The organism is Streptomyces sp. NPDC014894, assembly GCF_043080985.1.
Classification (GTDB): Bacteria; Actinomycetota; Actinomycetes; order Streptomycetales; family Streptomycetaceae; genus Streptomyces.
Genome location: NZ_JBIBWD010000003.1, coordinates 129,874 through 144,015, shown reverse-complemented (window position 1 = coordinate 144,015; position 14,142 = coordinate 129,874). Strand labels below are relative to the sequence as shown.

Sequence of the window (14,142 nt, the reverse complement as noted above, 5' to 3'; positions counted from 1 at the left end):
CGAGGGGTCTCGTCGTGCCGGGATGTGGAGACATGGCGGCATGACGGTCCCGCGTGAAGAACTGCTGGAAGGCTCCCCTACGCGGCCGTCGGAAGGACTCGCCCGGGCGCTCGGGGGCGAGTGCGTCCTCTGGCGTCGGGATCGCGCTGGGGCAGGAAGGCGGTGCGTATCTCGCGGTCGCGTATCGCGGTGCGGACCCGGGTGCGCGGCACGGCGGGGGCGCAGCGCGCGCTGATGACGGCGCTGACCACGAGGGCGGCCCCGGCGACGGCCGTGGCGGTCGCGGCGAGCGCGAGAGCGGCGGAGAGACCTCCGCCGTCGAGAAGGAGGATCTCGATCACGAGGATCAGCGCGAGGACGGCGGGCCGAAGCGGGCGCGTGAGCGCTCTGAACTCCATGTCCCCTCCCCTCGCTGTCCGGTACTCCCGTTATACAGGATCGGGGTGCGGGGGTGACGGGCCTGTGGACAACGTCTCGTCGGGCCGGTCGACCCGTCCCGCCCGGGCCGGGACAGCGCTCGGTCGGGACCTCCCGCCCGGGCCGGGACCCGCTCCGATCGGGACCTCGCCTCCCGGCCGGACGGGCTCGGGTCAGGACCTTGTCCCCCGGCCGGGAGGGGGCCGCGGCCGGCGGATCGGGAGGGCCGCCCACTCGGCGAGTCGGCCGCAGTACCGTGGTCGTCATGCGCCCCGACACGCCTGCCGACCACATCGCCGAAGCCGATCGCCTGCTGCGCACCGCGGAGCGGTACCCGGAGGACGACGAGCCCCTGCTCCTCCAGGCCGCGGCCCATCTCGAACTGGCCGGCGACCGCGAACGCGCCTCCGCCCTCTACGACCGACTCGTCTCCACCGGCCCGGAACGCCCCCTGCTGGTGAAGGCCCTCCAGGCGGCGAACCTGTGGGAGTACGGCCACGAGGCGGAGGCCCGCGCGCTGATCGCGGGCGTCCGGGCGGCGGCCCCGGCGGACCCGGCGCCCTGGGAGATCGTCGCCGAGACCCTGGAGGCCCACGACGAGCTGGAGGCCTCCCACGACTGCTTCACCGCGGCGATCACCCTCCTCCTCACCCCGGGCGACGACGTCCCGTACGAGATCCAGTCCCTGCTGACCGGCCGCCACCGCGTCCGCCGGCTGCTGGGCCGCGCCCACGACGAGTGGGACGCCCTCGCCGACCGGGGCCACACCTCCCGGGCCTCGATCTCCCTCGACGAACTCCACGACCCCAAGCGCCTGTGGGCCCTCGGCTCGGACAATCCGGCGGAGCTGCGCGCCGAAATCGCCCGGCTCCGCTCCGAACTGGGCTCCTACCGATCGGCCCTCTCCCGCCCCTTCCCCGTGGCCGTCCTCCACTGGCCGGAGCCCGAGCTGACCGAACTCCTCGCCGCCTACCCCGAGCTGGAGTCCGAGTACCCGACCCACTCGGCCCACCTCACCGACATCGAGGCCTCCCTCCGCGACCTCGCCTCCACCGGCACGGCCAACCTCGGCATCGTCACCTCGACCGTCCCCTCCTACGAGGCCTTCGCCGCCTCCGAACAGTCCTCCCCCGCCAACGCCGACCTCCTCCCCCAATTCACCACCACCCTCGCCGCCCGCGGCCGCGCCCTCCCCTGGCCGCCCCCGAGAACGGCTCCCTGCTGGTGCGGATCGGGGACGGCGTACCGGGAGTGCCACGGCACGGACCGCCTGGCCAGTTGAGGGCCGGCTGAGGCAATCCAGGAGCTGGTGGGGAGCCGCGCGCGACCGGCAGAGTCAGAGGGGCCGGTCGTGACGGCGGCTCCTGACGCTAGTCCGACGCGTCCGCGGCCGAGGCATCCGTCTGCGTGACCATCTCCCATTCAACGGCCTGGGATGACCCCTGCCATCCGTCGCCGGCTTGCCAGATCGACGCTATGCCGTGGTCTTCCAGGTATCGGGAGTAGACGCCTATGTTCTCCGTGAACAGCGCCAGAAGGTTGGGGGCTTCACGTCCTCGCTCTCGATAGAGGAAGTAGCTGTACTCCTTGAGCTGCCCAACCGCCTCACGTACCGCGACGGTCGCGTTGCCCGATCTCACGACCTTGGCCTCGACAAGCCACTGAGGGCCGTCGCCCGGCTGCTGTCCATGCTGGCCCAGAACAAGATCCTGAGGATGAATCAGATCCGTGGTCGGAACATAGCCACGCGTAGCGATATAGGGACCGAATCGCGCGATCAAGGACTCGTGGCGACGGGTCTTCATCTGCTGCTTCGCGGCGATGTTGACGATGTAATCGTGGCTGTCCTTCGGACGGAACGTGCCAAGCGGATCGGTAAGACCATGACCGCCGCCCTCATAGTTGGCACTGAGCAAGCTCTCCCCCTCCTCGATGTGCCAACGACGTTCAACCGACGCAGCTTGCTGCAGCAGCCCGGAAGCGTACGCGAGATCCTCTCGAAGCTCACTCTCAGACGGGAGATCGGAGATCTCATAGCGCCGCGCGGCCACGCTGCTCGCCTCGTAGGCTCGGGGCCTCAGGCCCCTATCGCCGAATCGAGGTCGATGAGCCCAGCTCTCGAGCCCCTTCTCCAATAGCTGTCCACGAATATCCGCCACCTTGCGCGCGAGATGCTCACGCAAGGTCTCGCCACGGCCCAGCTTGTCCTGAAGCCGCGTGATTCCGAGCTGAAGGGTGAGAGTCACGGAAGTCAGGTCTGCCCCGAAGATGTACGCCAAGTACAGCCCCTGCTTGGGGTCATCAGTGATCTCAGGGTCGAATAGGCCGATCCACGGAGTCGCGGCAGCCGTCCCGTGACCGCCCCGCCCCTTGGCCACGTACCCATCAGGCAGAGGCAGTCGCACCTGCGTCTCAATGCTTCGCAGCAGCTGCTGCCCAGGTACATCATGGCCAGTGCCGGCACTCTGGTCGTAGCAGGATTCCACGCGCTGGATCAACTCTCTGATGTCCATGGAGTGACGCTAGGACAGACACTGGATCCATTCAAGATCGATCGAGCTCTTCGGCGCATCAGCCTCCGGATCGAAGCAGCCCCGGTCAGAGTCTCGAGTGACGACCCTCGAGCGCTTCAGCGCAGCCAACCGGCGACCGGTCAGAATCGCGCCGACATCGCCCCCATGCTCGCAAAGCCATTGCGTTAGACGCTCGATCATCTCCGACGTCGGGCCCTCCGCGACCACAGCCGCCGCATACCGTGCTCAATCGACGAAGAGGTCGTCAGAGTTCAGATCGTGAAACGCTTCGCTGGAGGAAATGCTCATACGGCCGCGACGGCAAAACCGCAGTGGAGCACCACGGTAGAACCCGGTGACGCCGCGATACAGGACAACGAAGTTCCTGAGACCAACGGATCGCCTTATCCGGGTACGCCAGGGCCTGATCCGTCGCGGCGACCGGCAGTGAGGCAAGGGCGGGGTCAGTGCCTGGAGAAGCCGCCGTCGATGAAGAGGGACTGCCCCGTCACGTAGGCGGAGGCGGGGCTCGCGAGGAAGACGGACGCGCCGGCGAAGTCGGTGGGGAGGCCGTTGCGGCCGGTGAGGGTGCGGGAGGCGAGGGCGGTGAGCTGGGCGGGGTCGGAGGCGAGGCGGGTGTTGAGCGGGGTGGGGACGAAGCCGGGGACGAGGGTGTTGGCGGTGACGCCGTACGGTGACCAGGCCTCCGCCTGGGAGCGCGCCAGGGATTCGAGCGCGCCCTTGGAGACTCCGTACGCCCCGCTCGCGGCGAACGCGCGGTGCGCCTGCTGGGACGTGACGTGGATGATGCGGCCGAAGCCGCGCTCCGCCATCGCGGGGCCGAAGCGCTGCCCCAGCAGATAGGGGGCCTCCAGGTTCACCGCCATCGTGGCGTCCCAGACCGCCTCGCTCAGTTCGTTCATCGGGGGCCTGAGGTTGATCCCGGCGCAGTTGACGAGGATGTCGGGCTCGCCGAAGGCGGCGGTCGCCTCCTCGGCCGCCGCGCGGACCCCGGCGCGAGTGCTCAGGTCCGCGCTCACCCGGGCGGCGCGGCAGCCGGCGGCGGTCAGCTCGCCGACGGTCGCGTCCAGGGCGCTCTCCCCGCGGGCGACGACCACGACGCCCGCCCCCGCACGGGCCAGGGCCCCGGCGATCGCCCGGCCGATCCCGGAGCTGCCGCCGGTCACCAGCGCGACCCGGCCGTCCAGGGAGAACAGTTCGTCGAGATACGTCCGCGGAGCCATACCGGCACCCTAACCAGGACGTACACCGCCCCGCCGCTCGCGGGCCGCGAGCCGAGCCCGCCCCCGCGCGGTCCGGGCCCCCGCGCTCAGGCCGGCTTCTTGATGAGCCTGCCGTCCGCGCCCACCACGAACCAGGCCCCCTCCAGCCCCTGCCCGTTCATGTCGCCCGGGGTGGCGTCGCCCACGTAGTAGTACAGCGGCCAGTCGCCGTAGACCGCCTGCTCGGCCCCCTCCCCCACCTTGGTCCCGGTCAGCAGCGCGGGCTCGGTTCCGGGGCCGGCGGCGATGCGCTCGGTGGAGGTGAGGGCGGGCCAGACCGCGATGCAGTCCGCGTCGCAGGTGCTGCTGCCGCGCCGGTCCTTGGTGAATCCGTAGAGGGTACGGCCGGTGCCGTCGACCAGGATCCGCCCGAGCGACGAGTCGGCCACCTTCACCGCGGCCGCCGGGGCCCGGGCCTCGGTGGTCTGCGTCGGCACGGGCTCCTCGTCGAAGATCTTGTCCGGCCCCGTGCAGGCGGTCAGGGCCAGCAGGGCCGCCGAGACGGCGGTGGCGAATGCGGTGAATCGGCTTGTGGACACGGTCGGTTCCCCCGGTCTCCGGACGGTGCGGTCTGCCAGGGAGAACGACTCCAAATCGCCTACGGTTCAGACCAGTCGGGGAAAATTCTCCCCGGAACCGTACGGCCCCACCCGGCTCGTACGTCACAGCGCCGGCTCGGACCCGCCGGCTTCCGAGGAAGGACCGGAACATGCAGAAGCGATTCCTTTCCGTGGCGGCGAGCGCCGTGCTGCTCGGCGCCGCGGGCGTCGCGCCCGCCGCGGCCCAGGCCGAGCGCCCCGGGGGCCACCCCGCAGGCACCCACGCGGGTCACTCGGATCACCGCACCGACCACGGCGGCCACGCCGCCGGCCACGCCTTACCGCAGGACCCCGGCCCGGTCGGGCCCCTCGACCACCACGCCGCCGACGCCCCGCACCCCGCCCCCCTCACCGCGGCGGCGAGCGGCCCCACCGCCGTCTACACCGCGCGGCTCCTGGGAGCCAACGAGGTGCCCGTCCCCGGCGGACCCGCCGTCGACGACCCCGACGGCAGGGCGACGGCGCTCATCACCGTACGGGGCGACCGGATCACCTTCACGCTCCGCTGGAAGGGCCTCGTCCCCAGCCTCGGGCACATCCACCAGGGGGCGGCCGGGCAGAACGGCCCCCTCAAGGTGTCGCTCTTCGGCAGCGCCATGCCCGACTCCGTGGACGCGGCGGCCGGCCGGGTCGCCGTCACCGACGCCGCGCTCGCCGAGCGGATCCGTACCGACCCCGCCGGGTACTACGTCAATCTGCACAGCGCCGAATTCCCCGGCGGAGCCGTCCGCGGCCAGCTCCGGCCCCTCAAGGGCGACTCGGAGGACGCCAACCCCCTCGACGTCATCCGCGGCGGCAAGCTGCGCGCCTTCTCGGACGGCGCGCAGGAGGTCCCGAAGGACGACGCCTCCAAGGTCGGCGACCCCGACGGCCACGCGGTCACCTTCCTCAACCCGAAGGGCACCACCGTCGGCTACTCGATGGCCTGGCTCAACATCCAGAGCCCGTCCCTCGGCCATATCCACCAGGGCGCGTACGGCAAGAACGGCGCCGTCGTCCTCAACCTCTTCAACCGGCCCGTGCCCGACGGCGTCTTCGCCGTCTCCGGCGCGCTGACCGGCCAGCCGCGCGACGCCGTCAAGCGCGTCCGCACCGAGCCGGAGGACCACTACTCCAACATCCACACCCCCGAGTTCCCCGACGGCGCGGTGCGCGGGCAGCTCTTCGACTGACCGCCGGTCCGGCACGGTACGCGGCCGGGCCCGGGGCTCATACCGAAGCCCCGGGCCCGGCCGCACGCCGTCAGCCCTCGCGGAACAACCGCCGGACGGCCCGGCGGCCCGGCGGCCCGGCGGCCCGGCGGAACGACTGCCCCTGCGGATCGACGACCCGGCGGACCGACCGCCCGACCGGCCGGACCGACCGCCACCCATCAGCCGCCGGCCGCCCCCGCTCAGCCCCCCAGACCGTGCGCCACCGTATAGATGAGCAGCCCGGCCAGCGCACCGACCACCGTGCCGTTGATCCGGATGAACTGGAGATCGCGGCCGATGTGCGCCTCGATCTTCCGCGAGGTGTGCTCGGCGTCCCAGCCCGCCACCGTCTCCGAGATCAGCGAGGTGATCTCGCCCCGGTAGGTGGTGACCACATAGACCGCCGCGTCCTCCACCCAGCCGTCGACCTTCGACTGGAGCCGCTCGTCGGTCGCCAGCTTGGCCCCGAGCGAGAGCAGCGAGGCACGGGCGCGCAGCCTCAGCTCGCTGCGGTCGTCCTCCGCCGCGGAAATGATCATGGCCCGTACGGAGGACCACGCCGAAGCGATCACATCCTGCACCTCGGCGCGGGAGACCAGATCCGATTTCAGCCGTTCCACCCGGGCCCGGGTGTCGGTGTCGGACTGCAGGTCGGAGGCGAAGTCATGCAGAAAACGGTCGATCGCGCCACGCGCCGGATGCTCCGGCATGTCCCGCATCTCGGTGACGAAGCGCAGCAGCTCCCGATAGACCCGGTCGCCGACCTTCCGGTCCACGAAACGCGGCGTCCAGCCGGGCGCGCCGCCCTCGACCGCGCCCATCACCGAGTCCCCGTGGGTGACCAGCCAGTCATGGGCGCGGGCGGCGATCAGATCCACGGCGCGGTGGTGCGCCCCGTCGGCGACGACCTTCTCCAGGGTCTTGCCGACGCCGGGGGCGATCTCGACGCTCTCGGCCCGCCGGGTGATCGCCTCGCCCACCACCGCCTGGACGTCCGAGTCCCGCAGCACGGTGAGCGCGCCGCGCAGCGCGGTGGACAGCTCGGCGGTGACCCGGTCGGCGTGGTCGGGCTCGGAGAGCCAGGCCCCCAGCCGGCTGCCGATGCCGACCGACCGCAGCCGGGCGCGCACCACGTCCTCGGAGAGGAAGTTCTCCCCGACGAAGGAGCCGAGCGACTCTCCCAGCTGGTCCTTCTTGTTGGGGATGATCGCGGTGTGCGGGATCGGGATGCCCAGCGGATGGCGGAAGAGCGCGGTCACCGCGAACCAGTCGGCGAGCGCGCCGACCATGCCCGCCTCGGCCGCGGCGGCCACATATCCCGCCCAGGGGCCGGCGCCGGCGTTCTTCGCCCAGGTGGCGAGCGCGAAGACCACGGCGACGAAGAGCAGCAGCCCGGTCGCCATCAGCTTCATCCGCCGGACGCCGCGCTGTTTCTCGGCGTCCGCCTCCGTGTACGCGAAGGAGGGGAGTCCGGCGCGGCGGCCCTTGCCCCCTTCCGCGCCCGGATCCCTGCCCGGGTCCTTGCCCGGTCCCTTGTCTGCTGTGCGATTCATCCACTCCACCCGTTCACGCGGACCCCGTACGCATTGTCCCTGCCTCAGGGACTCCCGGCGCGCACCGTGAGTTCCCGGGCGAGGACGGCGCGGCCCGGGCGAGGGGGCCGTGACCAGGCGGTACGGGTCCGTATCGGGCGGCAACGGCGGGCGTACGGGCGGGGCGGGCCGTACCGGAAGCCCCGGGGCCGGGCGTACGGGCGGGGTGGACCGTACCGGAAGGTCCCGGGCCGGGCGTACGGGCGGGCGGACCGCCCGCGAAGATCCCGGGCCGGTTGCTCACGGCCCCTGCCCGGGCCGGGCCGTCCGGTCACGCCGTGAGGTCAGCCCAGTTCCTTGCGGCGGTCGTCGCCCTTGTCCAGCCGGGACCGCTCGCGCTCCGCCCTCAGCCGGTGCTTATCCGACTTGCGCATTTTGCGCTCCACGTCCACGCCGCCCATCAGCGCCAGTCCGGTGATCCGGACCCGGGGCGCGGACGGGTCGGCGGTGGGCTCCCCGCGCTCGCCGAAGTCGCCGAGGAATCCCGTACCGGTGACCTCGACGTTCAGATCCGGCGGGACGACGATGTCGATCCCGCCCATGATGGCGTAGCAGCGGATCTCGACATCGCCGTCCTCGAACTGGGCGTCGCGCAGATCCAGCTCCCCGCCGCCCATCACGGCGATGCCGGTGAACAGCTTCGGCACCGTCCACGTCCCCTTGCGCGAGAAGCCGCCCCAGAAGGCGAAGCCCTTGCGCGAGGCGGCCCGCGCGCCGACCCGCCAGCGGGTGGAGCCGGTCAGCCGCGACGAATCCGCGCCCGGTACGACTCCCTCGGCCGGGAGGTCTCGTACCAGGGGGAGCAACTCGCTCTGGGTACGCGCCCGGTAGGCGACGTCGAGGCGCTCCTCGAACTCCTCCATCGTGAGCCGACCCTCCGCCACCGCCTCTCGCAGCCGTTCGGCAATACGCTCACGGTCGGTGTCGGAGGCTCGCATCTCGGGGAGTTCGCTCATGCCTGCCAGGATAGTCAGGGGGCGGTCGGGGATCACACCGCCCGGCACCCCGGACCGACCCCAGCCGGCCCCCGGCCCTCCCCCTTCAGCCCCCAACCCCCTTCCGGGCCGCCGCCTCCGACGGAGGATCAGATTCCGGAAGGGTCGGCTCCCTCGGACCGGGCTCAGGACCGGGCTCGGGACCGGGCTCGGGACCGGGCTCGGGACCGGGCTCGGGACCAGATGCGGGACCGGGCTCGGGACCAGGTGCGGGGCCGGCCGCCGGCCGCTCCGCGTACATCTTCGCGATCACCGCCTCGATGTCCGGCTCCCGCACCGACAGATCCACCACCGGATACCGCTCCGCGACCGCCGCCACCAGCGGCGCGGCCGACTGCGACGCCGGGAAGGCCAGCCACTGGCGCGGCCCCTCGACCCTCACCGTCCGCGCCAGCTCCGTCACCACCGGCGGAAGCTCCCGGGCCAGATCCACCACCAGCGTCCGCTCGCTCTCCCCCGCCCGGTGCAGCCCGTCCAGCGAGCCGTCGTACATCAGCCGCCCGTGGTCGATCACCATCACCCGGCGGCAGAGCTGCTCGATGTCGGTCAGATCGTGCGTCGTGAGCAGCACCGTCGTCCCGCTCTCCGTGTTCAGCTCCCGCAGAAACCCGCGCACCTTCGCCTTGGAGATCACATCGAGGCCGATCGTCGGCTCGTCCAGATAGAGCACGTCCGGATCGTGCAGCAGCGCCGCCGCGATGTCCCCGCGCATCCGCTGCCCGAGCGAGAGCTGCCGTACGGGCACGTCCAGCAGCTCCGCCAGATCCAGCAGTTCGACGCACCGGTCCAGATTCTCCCGGAACCGCCGGTCCGGGATCCGGTACATCCGGTGCATCAGCCGGTACGAGTCCTTCAGCGGCAGATCCCACCAGAGCGTGGTCCGCTGCCCGAACACCACCCCGATCCGGCGCGCCAGCCGGGTGCGCTCCCGCGCCGGATCGATGCCCGCGACCCGCAGCCGGCCGCCGCTGGGCGTCAGGATGCCGGTCAGCATCTTGATGGTGGTGGACTTCCCGGCTCCGTTGGGGCCGATGTAACCGACCATCTCGCCGCGCGCCACCCGGAAGCTGATCCCGTCCACCGCGCGCACCTCGCGCTTCTCGCGGCGCAGCAGACCGGCACGGCGGCGTACCTCGAAGACCTTCTCGACCCCGTCCAGTTCGATCATTTCGGTGCTCAACTCCCCGTACTGCGGTAGGAACGAAGGCCGGCGCGCCAGGCCAGCGAGGCGAGCCAGCAGCAGCCGACGGCGACCGCCGGCGGCAGGAACGCCAGCCACTCGGGCAGGTCGAGCGGATAGGGCCGGCCCAGCACATGGAGCGCGGGCAGCCAGTTGACGAAGGCCAGCGGGACGATGAAGGTCACCCCGCGCACCAGATCCTCGGCGAAGACGGTCGGCGGGTACTGGAGCAGTGTGGTCCCGCCGTAGGTGAAGGAGTTCTGCACCTCCGCCGCGTCCTGCGCCCAGAACTGGAACGCGGCTCCCGCCACGAACACCGCCGCGAAGATCGCCGAACCGCTCAGCAGCATCATCGGCACCATCAGGACCTTCAGCGGCGTCCAGTCGACGTCCACGGTGAGCAGCCCGTACCCGAGCACCAGCGCGCCCTGGGTGACCCGGCCCAGCCGGCGCAGCGCGAACCGGTCGGCCGCGATCTGCGCCAGCACCGGTACGGGGCGTACGAGGAGGGTGTCCAGCGTGCCGTCGCGCACCCGGCGGCCGAGCCGGTCGACCGAGCCCATGGTGAGATCGGTCAGTCCGAAGGCGGTGCCGGCCGCGCCGTAGAGGAAGGCGATCTCGCCGAGGGTGTAGCCGCCGAGCGCGTCGACGTGCGAGAACATCAGCAGAATCGCCGCGAAGTCGAGTCCGGTCGCCGCGAAGCTCGCGAGGGTCGTCATCACGAAGGACGCGCGGTACGTCATCGTGGAGCGGATCCACATCGCGGCGATCAGGGCATAGGCGCGCAGCCCGTTCGTCAGAGCGCCCACGGCTGAGTCGGAGTCGTAGTCGTAGTCGTAGTCGAGGTGGGAGCCGGAGCCGGAGGCGGGTACGGCGTCGGGACCGGACGCGGGGGCGGGGACCGGCCGCCCACGGGCGCCCCCGCCCTCCGAGCCGCCCGGCCCCGGCTCCCCCGGAAGCGCCCCGTCCGCCGTCGTCGTCTCAGCCACCCTGCACCACCACCCTGCGCGTCGCGACCGTCTGGAGCAGCCGGCCCGCCGCGAGCAGCGCCGCCGCCCATCCCGCCTGGAAGGCGAAGGCCCCCGCCACCCCCCAGCCGGAGTACGTGCCGAGCAGCACATCCGCCGGCACCTGGAGCAGCGACGACCAGGGCAGCACCCGCGCCACCTCGCCCAGCGCCCCGGGGAAGATATTGAGCGGCAGCAGCATCCCCGAGAAGAACATCCCGGTCAGCCAGCTGATCTGCATCACCCCGGAGCCGTCCATCAGCCAGAACGCCGACAGCGCCACCACGAAGCGGATCGCGAAGCTCACCACCACCCCGAGCACCACCGACACCAGGAACGCCGCCCAGGTCAGCACCGACCCGGGCAGCGCCAGATCGAAGGCGAGCGCCCCGAGGGCCATCGGGACCACCCCCCGGCCCAGCAGATGGAAGGCCGCCCGGCCCAGATCGGCCGCCAGCCAGAACAGCTGGAGATCGGCGGGGCGGTAGAGGTCGACGGCGATGTCGCCGGTGCGGATCCGTTCGATCAGCTCGTCCTCGAAGCCGCCGCCCATCGTGGCGCAGGCCATCAGCAGCGCCTGGCCGAGCCAGACATAGGTGAGCGCCTGGGAGACGTCGTAGCCGCCGAGCCGGGGACGCTCGTCCCAGAGGGCGATATAGGTGTACGCCATGATGAAACCGAAGACGGTGTTGGTGAAGATCCCCGCCGCCGTCGCCACCCGGTAGGTCGCGAAGCGCCGGAAGCCTCCGGCCGCGACGACCCCGTAGAGCCGCATGAGCCCGCCCTCCCCTCTCCTCCGCGCCAAGGCGCGCGAGTCCCCTCCGCGCCAAAGCGCCCGAGCCTAGTGGCGCGGCCGAAGACCCCGCGAGGTATTTAAAGGGTGAAGGTCCGGGGGATATCCATGGGAAAAGTGCACTATGGGCCCATGAGCGAGGAGCCACAGCAACCGCGCTGGTCCGCCAGGGACGCGACCGCGGCCACTCCCGGTCCCGAGCCGGAGCGAGCGGCCCGGCGGCGGCCCCGGCGCACCGGATGGCGCCGGCTCGTCCCCACCTGGCGGATGACGCTCGCCGCCGTCCTGCTGCTCGCACTGCTGCTGGTCGGCGGATTCATCGCTGGCTACGCCCTGGTCCACATCCCGCCGGCCAACGCCACGGCCACCGCCCAGTCCAATGTCTATCTGTACGAGGACGGCGGCCAGATCGCCCGCGACGGCGAGATCAACCGGGAGAACGTGCCGCTGTCGGAGGTCCCCCTGACCGTCCAGCGGGCGGTGCTGGCCGCGGAGGACCGGGACTTCTACTCCGAACGGGCGGTGGATCCCCAGGCGATGGTCCGCGCCGCCTGGAACACGCTCACCGGCAAGGGCAAGCAGTCCGGCTCCACCATCACCCAGCAGTACGTCAAGAACTACTACCTCGGCCAGGAGCAGACCCTCTCCCGGAAGTGGAAGGAGTTCTTCATCTCGGTCAAGCTCAGCCGTGAGCAGAGCAAGAGCGAGATCCTCCAGGGCTATCTCAACACCAGCTACTTCGGCCGGAACGCCTACGGGGTCCAGGCCGCCGCCCAGGCCTACTACGGCAAGGGCGCGGCGGACCTCGACACCGCCGAGGGCGCGTACCTCGCCTCCCTGCTCAACGCGCCCAGCGCCTTCGACATCGCCACCCACCCCGAGAACCGGGCGGCGGCGGTCGCCCGGTGGAACTACACGCTCGACGGCATGGTCAAGGAGGAGTGGCTCGACCCGGCCGAACGGGCCGCCCTGACCTTCCCGGAGCCGCTGCGGGCCCGGCCGGCGAGCGGGCTCTCCGGACAGCGCGGCTATGTGGTCCAGGCCGTCGAGGACTATCTGACCAGCCATCGGATCCTGGACGAGAACACCCTCGCGGCGGGCGGCTACCGGATCACCACCACCCTGGAGCGCGCCAAGCAGAACGCGCTCGTCCGCGCGGTGGACGACCAGGTGACGTCCCAGCTGGACCCCGAGCGCAGGGCCGACCGCAATGTCCGGGTCGGCGGCGCGTCCATCGACCCGGCGACCGGGCGGGTCGTCGCCCTGTACGGCGGCGTCGACTACACGCGGCAGTACGTCAACAACGCCACCCGCCGCGACTACCAGGTCGGCTCCGCCTTCAAACCCTTCGTCCTCGCCGCCGCGATCGAGCACCGCTCCCGTACCCAGGACGGCCGACCGATCACCCCCGACACCGTCTACGACGGCGCCGACCGGCGCACCGTCCAGGGCTGGAGCGGCCGGCCGTACTCCCCCGAGAACGAGGACGGGCACTCCTACGGACCGATCACCGTCACCCAGGCCACCGACAAGTCGGTGAACTCGGTGTACGCGCAGATGGCCATGGACGTGGGCCCCGCGCGGGTCCGGCAGACCGCGATCGATCTCGGGATCCCGGCGAGCACCCCCGATCTGACCGCCTCCCCGTCGATCGCGCTCGGCCCCGCCACGGCGAGCGTGCTGGACATGACGGAGGCGTACGCGACCCTCGCCGACCACGGCAGGCACGGTACGTACACGATCGTCGCCAAGGTCACCAAGGACGGCGAGGAGGTGCCGCTGCCCGGCCGCAAGAGCCGCCGGGCCATCAGCCGGGAGGCCGCCGACACCACGACGGCCGTGCTCCAGAGCGTCGTCGACGGCGGCACCGGCACGGCGGCGCAGTCGGCCGGGCGGCCCTCGGCGGGCAAGACGGGCACCGCGGAGGAGGACCGGGCGGCCTGGTTCGCCGGATACACCCCGGAGCTGGCGACCGTGGTCGCGGTGATGGGGCAGGACCCGTCGAGCGGGGCTCAGAAGCCGCTGTACGGGGCGCTGGGGCTGCCGCGGATCAACGGCGGCGGGGCGCCCGCCCGGATCTGGGGCCAGTACACCGGCGCGGCCCTGGAGGGCGAGGAGATCGAGGAGTTCGAACTGTGGGCGGCGGCGCCCGGCGCACGGGAGGAGCCGTCGTCCGCCCGGTCCGAGAGCCCCGGCGGCCCGGCCTCGCGGACCGCCCCGGGGCTGCCGAGCACCGCGCCGAGCCCGCCGCCCCCGTCCCCGCCGCCCGGACCGGACCCGGCGGGCAGCCCGCCGCCCGCGGACGGCGGGGCGGCGACGGGCGGCGACGGCACGGATCCGGGTCCGCCCTCCGGAGGCGGCGACGGCGCGGATCCGGGCGAGGGCTTCCCCGACGGCGGCCCGCCGGACGGGGGCGTCGGCGGGGCAGGGACCGTGGGCGGCGGAATCGGCGGCGGCGTCCTGGACGGGCCGGCCGCGCCGCTGAGCACCGAGGTGTCGCCGCAGGTCACCACCCCACGATGAACCGCTGACGGCCGGTGCGGGCCGTCAGCGGAACACCGCGGGAGCAC

12 protein-coding genes are annotated in these 14,142 nt (G+C 72.1%); 3 read left to right on the top strand and 9 right to left on the bottom strand.

Annotation, left to right across the window (positions count from 1 at the left end):
- Positions 1-77: 77 nt before the first annotated feature.
- Positions 78-398 (bottom strand): DUF6412 domain-containing protein, encoded by a 321-nt coding sequence (locus ACF089_RS08605; RefSeq protein WP_392023702.1) that lies wholly within the window; start codon positions 396-398, stop codon positions 78-80.
- 284 nt (positions 399-682) lie between these two features.
- Here ACF089_RS08605 and ACF089_RS08600 point away from each other — a divergent pair, with 284 nt between their 5' ends.
- A complete protein-coding gene (locus tag ACF089_RS08600) occupies positions 683-1,699 on the top strand; it encodes an SEC-C domain-containing protein (protein ID WP_392023700.1) in 1,017 nt (338 codons plus the stop codon).
- Between the two features lie 88 nt (positions 1,700-1,787).
- Here the strand turns inward: ACF089_RS08600 and ACF089_RS08595 are convergent, their stop codons facing one another.
- The 3 genes from ACF089_RS08595 to ACF089_RS08585 form a co-directional block, all read right to left on the bottom strand.
- A complete protein-coding gene (locus ACF089_RS08595) occupies positions 1,788-2,930 on the bottom strand; it encodes an MrcB family domain-containing protein (RefSeq protein WP_392023697.1) in 1,143 nt (380 codons plus the stop codon).
- A 464-nt stretch (positions 2,931-3,394) separates the two neighbouring features.
- The gene (locus tag ACF089_RS08590; protein ID WP_392023694.1) at positions 3,395-4,174 is read right to left on the bottom strand and encodes an SDR family NAD(P)-dependent oxidoreductase; all 780 of its coding nucleotides are present in this window, start codon (positions 4,172-4,174) and stop codon (positions 3,395-3,397) included.
- A gap of 86 nt (positions 4,175-4,260) precedes the next feature.
- A complete protein-coding gene (locus ACF089_RS08585; RefSeq protein ID WP_392023692.1) occupies positions 4,261-4,752 on the bottom strand; it encodes a hypothetical protein in 492 nt (163 codons plus the stop codon).
- A 170-nt stretch (positions 4,753-4,922) separates the two neighbouring features.
- On the opposite strand from ACF089_RS08585, the gene ACF089_RS08580 reads away from it, so the two are divergent.
- A complete protein-coding gene (locus ACF089_RS08580; RefSeq protein WP_392023690.1) occupies positions 4,923-5,984 on the top strand; it encodes a CHRD domain-containing protein in 1,062 nt (353 codons plus the stop codon).
- A gap of 221 nt (positions 5,985-6,205) precedes the next feature.
- On the opposite strand, the gene ACF089_RS08575 is transcribed toward ACF089_RS08580, so the two are convergent.
- From ACF089_RS08575 to ACF089_RS08555, 5 genes are all read right to left on the bottom strand, one after another.
- Complete coding sequence (locus tag ACF089_RS08575) at positions 6,206-7,558, bottom strand: DUF445 domain-containing protein (protein WP_392023687.1); 1,353 nt, start codon at positions 7,556-7,558, stop codon at positions 6,206-6,208.
- A gap of 323 nt (positions 7,559-7,881) precedes the next feature.
- The gene (locus ACF089_RS08570) at positions 7,882-8,553 is read right to left on the bottom strand and encodes a DUF1707 domain-containing protein (RefSeq protein WP_392023684.1); all 672 of its coding nucleotides are present in this window, start codon (positions 8,551-8,553) and stop codon (positions 7,882-7,884) included.
- Between the two features lie 85 nt (positions 8,554-8,638).
- Positions 8,639-9,760, bottom strand: a complete 1,122-nt coding sequence (locus ACF089_RS08565) for an ATP-binding cassette domain-containing protein (RefSeq protein WP_392024736.1) — start codon at positions 9,758-9,760, stop codon at positions 8,639-8,641.
- Positions 9,761-9,768: 8 nt separating this feature from the next.
- Positions 9,769-10,581, bottom strand: coding sequence for an ABC transporter permease (locus ACF089_RS08560; protein ID WP_392024734.1), 813 nt, complete (start codon positions 10,579-10,581; stop codon positions 9,769-9,771).
- Between the two features lie 172 nt (positions 10,582-10,753).
- Positions 10,754-11,554, bottom strand: coding sequence for an ABC transporter permease (locus ACF089_RS08555; RefSeq protein WP_392023682.1), 801 nt, complete (start codon positions 11,552-11,554; stop codon positions 10,754-10,756).
- Positions 11,555-11,704: 150 nt separating this feature from the next.
- Between ACF089_RS08555 and ACF089_RS08550 the strand changes: the two genes are divergently transcribed.
- Entirely contained in the window at positions 11,705-14,095 is a 2,391-nt protein-coding gene (locus tag ACF089_RS08550) for a transglycosylase domain-containing protein (RefSeq protein ID WP_392023680.1), read from the top strand.
- Positions 14,096-14,142 lie beyond the last annotated feature (47 nt).